The 7,534-nt window shown below is 71.9% G+C and carries 8 protein-coding genes; 6 read left to right on the top strand and 2 right to left on the bottom strand.

Annotated features, from left to right (window positions below):
- Positions 1-87 precede the first annotated feature (87 nt).
- Positions 88-1,869 carry an ABC transporter ATP-binding protein gene (locus ACWEVN_RS44600; RefSeq protein ID WP_449688088.1) on the bottom strand — a complete coding sequence of 594 codons (1,782 nt, stop codon included), beginning with the start codon at positions 1,867-1,869 and terminating at the stop codon, positions 88-90.
- A gap of 112 nt (positions 1,870-1,981) precedes the next feature.
- Between ACWEVN_RS44600 and mshB the strand changes: the two genes are divergently transcribed.
- The 4 genes from mshB to ACWEVN_RS44580 all read left to right on the top strand — a co-directional run bounded on the left by mshB (position 1,982) and on the right by ACWEVN_RS44580 (position 4,834).
- Positions 1,982-2,824, top strand: coding sequence for an N-acetyl-1-D-myo-inositol-2-amino-2-deoxy-alpha-D-glucopyranoside deacetylase (mshB, locus tag ACWEVN_RS44595; protein WP_452055317.1), 843 nt, complete (start codon positions 1,982-1,984; stop codon positions 2,822-2,824).
- Complete coding sequence (locus ACWEVN_RS44590; protein ID WP_452055316.1) at positions 2,821-3,210, top strand: hypothetical protein; 390 nt, start codon at positions 2,821-2,823, stop codon at positions 3,208-3,210. The genes mshB and ACWEVN_RS44590 overlap by 4 nt, the downstream gene beginning before the upstream one ends.
- Positions 3,203-3,985, top strand: a complete 783-nt coding sequence (locus ACWEVN_RS44585; RefSeq protein ID WP_449688085.1) for a hypothetical protein — start codon at positions 3,203-3,205, stop codon at positions 3,983-3,985. The genes ACWEVN_RS44590 and ACWEVN_RS44585 overlap by 8 nt, the downstream gene beginning before the upstream one ends.
- A gap of 78 nt (positions 3,986-4,063) precedes the next feature.
- The gene (locus tag ACWEVN_RS44580; RefSeq protein WP_452055315.1) at positions 4,064-4,834 is read left to right on the top strand and encodes a hypothetical protein; all 771 of its coding nucleotides are present in this window, start codon (positions 4,064-4,066) and stop codon (positions 4,832-4,834) included.
- A 29-nt stretch (positions 4,835-4,863) separates the two neighbouring features.
- Here the strand turns inward: ACWEVN_RS44580 and ACWEVN_RS44575 are convergent, their stop codons facing one another.
- A complete protein-coding gene (locus ACWEVN_RS44575; RefSeq protein WP_449688089.1) occupies positions 4,864-5,625 on the bottom strand; it encodes a site-2 protease family protein in 762 nt (253 codons plus the stop codon).
- 264 nt (positions 5,626-5,889) lie between these two features.
- Here ACWEVN_RS44575 and ACWEVN_RS44570 point away from each other — a divergent pair, with 264 nt between their 5' ends.
- Both ACWEVN_RS44570 and ACWEVN_RS44565 read left to right on the top strand, forming a co-directional pair.
- A complete protein-coding gene (locus ACWEVN_RS44570; protein WP_167385067.1) occupies positions 5,890-6,177 on the top strand; it encodes a WhiB family transcriptional regulator in 288 nt (95 codons plus the stop codon).
- Between the two features lie 130 nt (positions 6,178-6,307).
- A partial coding sequence (locus ACWEVN_RS44565; RefSeq protein WP_452055314.1) for a glycosyltransferase family 2 protein occupies positions 6,308-7,534 on the top strand: 1,227 nt, incomplete at its 3' end.

Below are 7,534 nucleotides of genomic sequence, written 5' to 3'. Positions count from 1 at the left end.
CCGAACGCCACATTGGGGCGCATGGGCCGGGAACGACGGAAGGCCGCCACCCGAGCCGGGTGACGGCCTTCCGTGCGTCCAGAAGCCTCAGTCGGCCACCGGGGCCAGCTTGCCGGCCTCCCAGGCCGCTCGGCGCTCGGCCTGCAGCACCGGGTCCGCGACCGGCGCCGCCGACAGCAGGCGCTTCGTGTACTCCTGCTGCGGCGAGTGCAGCACCTGGTCACGGGTGCCGACCTCGACGAGCTTGCCGTGCTGCATCACCGCGACGCGGTCGGCCAGGAGGTCGACCACCGCGAGGTCGTGGCTGATGAACAGGCACGCGAACTGCAGCGACTGCTGCAGGTCCAGGAACAGGTCCAGGACACGGGCCTGCACCGACACGTCCAGCGCCGACGTCGGCTCGTCCGCGATCAGCAGCGCCGGGTCGAGGGAAAGCGCGCGGGCGATCGCCACGCGCTGGCGCTGGCCGCCGGACAGCTCGTGCGGGTAGCGGTTCATGTAGTGCCCGCCCAGCTCGACCTTGTCGAGCAGCGACCGGACCCGGGCGGACAGCTCCTTGCCGGACAGCACCTTGTGCAGCACCATCGGCTCGGCGATCGACTCGCCGATCGTCATCTTCGGGTCCAGCGTCGACGCCGGGTCCTGGAACACGATCGAGAAGTACCGGCGAAGCGGGCGAAGCTCCTTCGCCGACATCTTCGTGATGTCCTTGCCCGCGATGGACACCGTGCCCTCGGTCGGGTCGAGCAGGCGGATCGCGCAGCGGCCGACCGTCGACTTGCCCGAACCGGACTCGCCCACCAGGCCGACGATCTCGCCCTTGGCGATGGTCAGCGAGACGTCGTCGACCGCGCGGTTCTTGCCCTGGCCGCGACGGCCGGGGTACTCGAGCACCAGGTTCTTGATCTCCAGGGCCGGCGCGGCCTCCTCGATCACGGCCTCGAGCTCTTCGTCCGCCAGCCGGATCTCCTCGGCGATCTTGGCCGCCTCGGTGCTGTCGCTGGCGATGCCGGCGTCGTCGAGCAGGCGGCGCCCCTCGGGGCGCTGGCCGAGCACCGGCACCGCGGCCAGCAGCCGCCGGGTGTAGTCCTCCTTCGGCGACGCGAACAGCTCGCGCACCGGCGCCTCTTCGACGATCTCGCCCTGGTACATCACGATCACGCGGTCGGCCATGTCGGCGACGACGCCCATGTCGTGGGTGATCAGCACGATCGCCGTGTCCAGGGTGTCGCGCAGCTTGCGCAGCAGGCCCAGGATCTCGGCCTGGACCGTGACGTCCAGCGCCGTGGTCGGCTCGTCGGCGATGATCACCTTCGGGTCGCACGCGATCGCCATGGCGATGACGACGCGCTGGCGCAGGCCGCCCGAGAGCTGGTGCGGGTACTGCTTGAACCGCAGCTCGGGATTCGGGATGCCGACCATGTCGAGCAGCTCGACCGCGCGCTTGTCCGCGGCGTCCTTGGCGATGTCGAGGTGGGACCGCAGGGCCTCGCGCAGCTGCCAGCCGACCGTGTAGACCGGGTTCAGCGCCGTCATCGGCTCCTGGAAGATCATCGCGACCTGGTTGCCGCGGATCTTCTGCATGTCCTTCTCTTTGAGATCCGCCAGGTTGCGCTCGCCGAGGCGCAGCTCACCGGCGATCCGGCTGGTCTTGGGCAGCAGGCCCAGCACCGACATCGACGTGACGGACTTGCCGGACCCGGACTCCCCGACCACGGCGACGATCTCGCCGGGCTGCACGTCGAACCCGATGCCCTTGACGGCGTTCACGACGCCGTCCTCGGTCTGGAACGACACGCTGAGGTCGGAAATGGACAGGACCGATCCTGACACGCCGGCGACGTCCGCCGAAGTTGCTTCAGTGCTCACCAGATGCCCTTCGTGGGGGTACAGACGGTCACGACGCGGCGGTCGCGACTCGCGCGAGGATAACCGAGGGTGTCCCCGACGAAGGTCGGAGCACGGGAATTACGCTCAACCCGTGATCTCCCCGGTATCCCGACGGCTGCTGTTCGTCCACGCCCATCCCGACGACGAAAGCATCACCACCGGCGCCTCGATCGCACGATACGCCGCCGAAGGCGCCGAGGTGACCGTGGTGACCTGCACGCTGGGTGAGGAAGGCGAGGTCATGGCCGGCCTGCCCGAGCTGGCCGGGCTGGGCGCCTGGGCCGCCGACCAGCTGGGCGGCTACCGCGTCGCCGAGCTGAAGGCCGCTTGCGCCGCGCTGGGCGTGTCGCGGCACCGCTACCTGGGCGGGCTCGGCCGGTGGCGCGATTCGGGCATGGCGGGCACGCCGTCGGCGTCGCACCCGCGGGCGTTCACCGGCGGCAGCATCGACGAGCAGGCCGCGCAGCTGGCGGAGCTCATCGACGAGGTGCGGCCCCAGGTCGTCGTCACCTACGACGCCTTCGGCGGCTACGGCCACCCCGACCACATCCGCGCCCACGAGATCACCATGGCCGCGGCGCCGCGGGCGGAGTCGGTGGAGCGGGTCTTCCACACGGTCGCGTCGCGGGACGCGGTGCGCGCCGGGCTGGCCGCGCTGCGTGAGCACGACACCGTGTTCACCGTTCCGGACGACGACGAGCTGCCCGCGACGCCCGACGAAGAGATCACGACGGTGCTCGACGTCGCCGCGTACCTCCCGGCGAAGCTGGCGGCCCTTCGCGCCCACGCGACACAGCTCACCGTGGTCGACGACGGCCTCCCGTACTTCGCGCTCACGAACGAGCTCGCCCAGCCGATCCTCGGGCGCGACTTCTTCGTCCTGGCGCACGGCCCGGCCGAGGGCGCGGCGGACGACCTGTTCGGCGGGCTGTGACCGTGGAGGAGCGGCTGACGCTCGAGCGGGGGCTGCTGCTCGCGCTGCTCGTCGTCGACACCGTGCTGCTCGCCCTGCTGGAGCTGTTCTTCCTGCCGCTGCGGATCGGTGTGGTCCCGCTGCCGGTGACGGTGCTCGTGGGCGCCGTCACCACGCCGTGGCTGGTGTGGGCCACGGCGAAGCTGGTGCGGCCCGGGCTTTCGTGGGTACCCCTGGCCGTGTGGGTGCTCGTCGTGTTCGGGGTCGGGATGCTGGGCCCGGGCGGTGACCTGGTGCTGATCCAGGACTGGCGGGCGTTGCTGCTGCTCGGCGCGAGCGCGCTGCCGGGCGCGATGGTGCTGGGCGGCGCACCGCGCCGGGCGGGAAGGGGACCGGGACGTGGCTGAGGCGATCTCCGACAAGCACGTCGTGGCGGTGCTGCGGCCGTTCGTGCGGGCGTGCGGGCCGATGCTGGACGCGCTGCGCGAGTCCGACCCGTTCGGGCTGCAGGCGCGGGCGTCGGAGGACCTGGCCGAGGTCGAGTCGGGGCTGAAGGCGAAGCTGATCCACGGCGTGACGTCGGTGAAGGTCCCGGGCACGGCGGCGTGGGCGCGGATGACCGGCTACGACCGGTCGAGCTGGTGGATGAACCGCGTCGGCCGCTTCACGGCGCTGCTGACGTCGATCCCCGGCCTGGGCGGCGCGCTGGCCGACCGCCTGCCGGTCCAGGACACGCTCGGCGCGGCGTCCCAGGGCCTGCTGCTGTGCGCGATCGCGGGCGAGTACGGGGTGACCGACGTCGGCACGAGGGTGCGGCTCATCGCGTGGGTCCTCTTCGAGCGCGACATCGACCCGGACCTGGCGGCGGGCAAGCACGCGGAGCACGACGAAGCCGCGGAGGCGGACGAAGCGGCGAAGCTGACCGAGGAACTGAGGGCGTCGGAGAAGAAGCACGGCAAGGCCACGGTGAAGGCGGCGGGCCGGACGTTGTGGCGGCTGGGCCGCGGGCTGCTGGGGATCACCGAGGAGCTGGAGAAGCGGCCGCGCGGCAATCTCTTCCACCGGGCGCTGGGCATGCTGCCGGTCGTCGGGGCGGCGGGGGACTACCTCGGTGAGCGGTCGGGCCTGCGCGTGGTCTGGAAGCGGGCGCACGTCTGGCTGACCGAGCACCGGACCCCGTAACAACGCCGGTCGCGGCGCCGACTCTGGCCACGCCCGGCGCACCGGCGCCGGTTCCGGCGGCCGGAAGGACAACAAACCGTGACCATTTCCGACGGGCAGATCGTGGCCGTGCTGCGGCCGTTCGTGCGGGCCTGCGGGCCCGTGCTCGACTCGCTGCGGGACGCCGATCCGTTCGGGCTCCAGGCGCGCGGCGCGGAGGACCTCGCCGGCGTCGAGTCCGGCCTGAAGGCGAAGCTCGTCAACGGGGTGACGTCGGTGAAGGTGCCCGGCACGGACGCGTGGGCGCGGATGACCGGCCACGAGCGGTCGAGCTGGTGGATGAACCGCGTCGGCCGGTTCGCGGCGGTGCTGACCGCGGTGCCCGGCCTCGGCGGCGCGCTCGCCGACCGGGTACCGGTGCAGGACACCGTCGGCGCGGCGTCGCAAGGACTGCTGCTGTGCGCCATCGCCGGGGAATACGGCGTCACGGACGTCGGCACCCGCGTGCGGCTGATCGCCTGGGTGCTGTTCGGCCGGGACCTCCCGCCCGGGCTCGCCGCCGGCCACGACGAAGCCGCCGAGGCCGGGGCCACCGCCCGGCTGACCGAAGACCTCGCCGCGTCGGAACGCAAGCACGGCAAGGCAACCGTCGGTGCCGCCGCGGGCACGCTGTGGCGGCTCGGCCGGAGCCTGCGCGAACTCACCGAAGAGCTCGAAAAGCGGCCGCGCGGGCGGTTGCTGCACCGTGCGATCGGCAAGGTGCCGGTCGTCGGCGTCGCGGGCAGCTACCTGAGCGAGCGGTCGGGACTGCGGGAAGCCTGGCAGCGCGCGCACGGCTGGCTGACCGAGCACGCGCCGGCTCCGCGCTGATCATTCCCGCGCGGAGCCCGCAGCAAACCTCAGTTCCAGAACTGGAACACGCTGAAGCCGATCTTCGCGCCGTCGACGTACCCGCCGAAGGCGTTGAAGATGGCGTACGAGCCGTCCCACAGCGCGTTGTTCGCCGGGCGGAAGAACCACAGGAGCGCGAACAGGATGATCGGCGCCCACGGCCGGACCTGCGCGCCGAGTTCACGCGCCCGCGGCGGCAGGTACGGCTCGATCGCGCCCCAGCCGTCGAGGCCCGGGATCGGGAGGATGTTGAGCAGGAACGTCACCACCTGCAGCAGCGCCAGGTAGGACATCGCGATCACGAGCCCGCCCGCCATCGGCACCAGCGCGACCACCAGCGCCAGGGCCGCGCCGACCGCGAGGTTGCTCAGCGGCCCGGCCAGCGACACCCACGACGACGTCCCGCGCGAGCGCAGCGCCCCGCGGTTGATCCAGACCGCGCCGCCTGGCAGCGGGATGCCGCCGATGATGAGGAAGATCAGCGGCAGGATGATCGACAGGACGGGGTCGGTGTACTTCCGGACGTCCAGCGTCAGGTAACCCTTGTGGGCGACGCTGTAGTCCCCGCCGCGGTAGGCGACCATCGCGTGCCCGAACTCGTGCAGCGACAGCGACGCCACCCAGCCGGCGGCGACGAAGATCACCACGCCCGCGATGAGCAGCGGGTCGCGGTCGCGGACGAAAACGGTGTTGATGTCACCGAACGCGGCCATGGCGCCACCGGCGACGGTGAGCGCGAGGATGCCGAGGAAGACCGGGCTGGGGCGCACTGCTGACTTCTGCACGTGCTCCAGTCTTCCGTATGCCCGGTGTGAAGTTACCGGCGTGTCCCCTTGCGCGATCGGGCCGGAACGTCCCCCGAACTCGCTACTCCGCTTGACCTGACCGCACTACACGGGTGTAATCACAGTGATGTCATTCGCCGCCGAGAGGGGACGGCGAGTGTCGTTTCACCACCGCCAGCCTGGGGAGTGCTAGGGAGCGAGGAGGCGGACGTGCGGTTGGAAGCCGATGGGAAGGAATGGGGGCACGTCATGGGTTGGGGCGAGATCCCGGAGCAGGCTCTGGGAGATCTCACCGAGCTCATCGATGCCACCGAAGAAGAGCAGGATTGGCAGGAACGCGCCCTGTGCGCGCAGACGGACCCGGAGGCGTTCTTCCCCGAGAAGGGCGGCTCCACCAGGGAAGCCAAGCGGATCTGCCTGGGCTGCGAGGTCAAGGACGAGTGCCTTGAGTACGCACTGGCCCACGACGAGCGCTTCGGCATCTGGGGCGGTCTGTCCGAGCGGGAGCGCCGCAAGCTGAAGAAACGCGCAGTCTGAGCGGGAATCACCGGTGATGCTCGGCGTCACCGGTGATTCGCCGTGGTGGACAGACGTGGGTTCACCATCGGGTGACGGACCGGGGCCGTAGGGTGGCCGCACCGACTCCCCGCCTGATCTGGAGCGTTCGTTGCCCCGCACCGCCGCGCCGACCGTCCCGCGCACCGCGCCCGTTCTGGCCATTGTGGTCTGTCACGACGGCGAAAACTGGCTGCCGCTGGCGCTTTCCGCGCTGCGCCGCAGCAGCGTCCGGCCCCGGCACGTGCTCGCCGTGGACACCGGGTCCACCGACGCGACCCCGCGGCTGCTCGCCGAAGCGGCCGAGGACCCGGGGCTCGATTCTTCCCCCGTGCTGTCCGGGGTCATCACACTGTCGAGTGAGACCGGCTTCGCGGCCGCGGTCGCCGAAGCCGTCGCGCACGCCACCGAGCGCTGGGGTGACCCCGGTTCCTGGCTGTGGCTGCTGCACGACGACTGCGCGCCCGAACCCGACTGCCTCGAACAACTCCTGACCGTGGCGACGAAGGAACCGTCGGCCACCGTGCTCGGTTCGCTCGGTCTCGACTGGACCGATCCGCGGCTGATCGTCGAAGCCGGCCTGTCCACCGACGCCTCCGGGCACCGCCAGCAGGTCGCCACGACCGGCGAGGCCCCCCTGGAAGTGCTCGCCGTGCCGAGTGCGGGCTCGCTCGTGCGCCGCGACGCCTGGGACGCCCTCGGCGGCTTCGACCCCGATTTCCCGTTGCTGCGCGAGGATCTCGACTTCGGCTGGCGCGCGAACGCGGCCGGCGGGATGGTGCTGTCCGTGCCGCTCGCCCGGGTCCGCCACGCCCGCGCGGTGACCACCGGACGGCGTCCGGCGGACGTGCTCCCCGGCGCCCTGCCCGCCGCGAACCGCGCCCACGGGCTGCGCGTGTTCCTGGTGAACTGCTCGCCGTTTTCCTTCTGGCTCGGCATGATCCGGCTCCCGCTGCTGGCGGTGCTGCGCGCGCTGGCCTTCGTCCTGCTGCGCCGCACCGGGGAAGCGCGGGCCGAGTTCGCCGCCGTCGCGTACCTCCTCAGTGGACGCGGCGGATTGCGCGCCGCCCGCGCTCGCCGACGGCGGAATCCGCGGCCGGGCACGGTTCGCGGGCTCTTCACCGGACGCTGGACACGGCTGCGCAACGCCGTCCGCGCCGGCGTCGTCGGCCTGGTGCGCCGCGGCGTCGAGAACGACGTCGCGCTCGGCCGGGTCCCCGAGACGGTCGAACCCGAGTCGGCGTGGGTGACGCCCGAAGCGCTCGACGCCCGCGAGAACCGCCCGGTCGGCCCGGACGCGCTGCCCGCCGGCGCGCTGCGCGGCGTCCGATCCGCTCGT

This window comes from Amycolatopsis sp. NPDC003861 (assembly GCF_053605405.1).
Note: the sequence above shows the minus strand (reverse complement) of the source record. Positions and strands in the feature narration are given on the sequence as shown.

Coding starts and splice junctions, on each gene's coding strand:
- ACWEVN_RS44570 (WP_167385067.1), top strand. CDS start 5,890: ATGGGTTGGGGCGAGATCCCGGAGCAGGCTCTGGGAGATCTCACCGAG.